This is a genomic window from Anaerosporobacter sp., from assembly GCF_965301125.1.
On the sequence record NZ_CBDLAM010000375.1, the window covers coordinates 1 to 1,651 of the forward strand.

Here is a 1,651-nt window from a genome sequence, read left to right on the forward strand (position 1 = left end):
GGATAGATATAGTACAGAGTGCAATAGAAGAAATTGAAATAAATATTCATGAGGAGATTGATGCTGATGTACTATCTGAACAGCAATTTGTATTTAAAAGTCAAGGCTGGAATGAAATTTCAGAAGTAAAAGTTGAACCTTGGGGTGGTAGATCTTTCTCAGTTACTACTATTGATAATGTGCATATACTAGCCGAGTAGATAATATAGAAAGGTGATTGTAATGAAAAAGATTATTACTATTATAGGTGGAATGATAGGGATATTATTAATAATTACTGGAGTTGTAAGCAGGAGCAAACAAAATATGGAGATTTCAATTATAGGTGGTGCAGATGGCCCTACATCAATATTTCTTGCTGGAAAAGTCGGAAATAGGTATTGGATAGGATTAATAGTTGTTGGGATAATAATATTGTGTATTTCTTTTTTTATGTTTCTTAAGAAAAAGAAATAAATTATCATAACCTAAGCCAAGAAAGTAAACGGTACAAGATGGAAAAGGAGAATTTATGAATAAAGAACAGCTAGAGATAATAATAAGAAACTACATCGATAAATTTGATTACGTGAATAACGAGGAACATTCAGAGTACTACAAATGGATTGCAGTACGTCATTTTCAAGCAAATTGGGATATTGATGCAAAGGATTTTGGTGAGATGTTCAAGGAAGCATTAGGAAAATCAGAGAATCTGATTAATAATAGAATTGTACAGCCCAGTAATGGTATTTCTTTTCTTTGTAAAGAAGAAAATGGGTATATGGAAGAGGTGCGTTCAGAATTCAAGAAGCTTATAGCAAATGATAACGGTGATTATGACCAGAGATTAGGGAAAATAGATAGTTTCATACATAACATCAATGCAATGCTTCAAAAGGTGGCTCCAGGAAAATGGAAATATGACCAAGACAAAAGATCAGTAATCATGTATTTGAGTTTCATTGACCCAGAAAGCAACTATATGTTTAAAGCTACATGTGCAAAGGAATTTGCTGATTGTATTGAGTTTGGGGATGACATTGGAAGTGGACAGACGTTTAGTTTAAAGAACTATTATCGCCTGTGTGATGAGTTAATGAACGAATTACATAATCATACTGAGTTATTAGGATTATTAGATGAAATGCTTGCTGAGCATGAAGATAATAATGGTTCCTACGACAAGAAGTTAAAAGACATTGATCCTTCATTGCATATCTTGGTATATGATCTGATGTATTGTGCCAGCACATATGAACTGTATGATGGAATGACAATAAAAAAGAAATCAAAAGCTTCTTCAATGGCACAACGTAGAGAAGAACGTAAACAACAAATTGAACAGCTATGGAATAAAATCGAAGAGATAAATGAAGAGTTAGAAAAAACCTCTGCAGAAATTGAAGGAATTGGAATACCAGATTGCATGGGGATGACACTAAAAAACATCAAATATGGTCAGGGGGAAGTAAAGAAGCAGGTAGGAAGATATCTTACGGTACAGTTTGGAGTAGATGAAAGAAAATTTGCAATTCCGGATGCTATTGCAAAGGGATTTCTAAAGACAGATGTAGTTGAAATAGTAGAGAAATGCAAGGTATTGGCTTCGTTACTTGAACAACAAGAGAAGCAAGTAAAAGAGATTAGGTACATAAACGCACAATTGGAG

2 protein-coding genes and 1 pseudogene are annotated in these 1,651 nt (G+C 33.5%); all 3 read left to right on the forward strand.

Annotated features, from left to right (window positions below; all coding sequences use genetic code 11):
- Nucleotides 1-200 (forward strand): annotated as a pseudogene (locus tag ACW2QF_RS20145) (hypothetical protein); the annotation flags it as partial.
- Between the two features lie 22 nt (nucleotides 201-222).
- Complete coding sequence (locus tag ACW2QF_RS20150) at nucleotides 223-456, forward strand: oxaloacetate decarboxylase (protein WP_455717803.1); 234 nt, start codon at nucleotides 223-225, stop codon at nucleotides 454-456.
- A gap of 55 nt (nucleotides 457-511) precedes the next feature.
- Nucleotides 512-1,651, forward strand: a 1,140-nt coding sequence (locus ACW2QF_RS20155; protein WP_455717804.1) for a hypothetical protein, incomplete at its 3' end; no start/stop codon positions are given.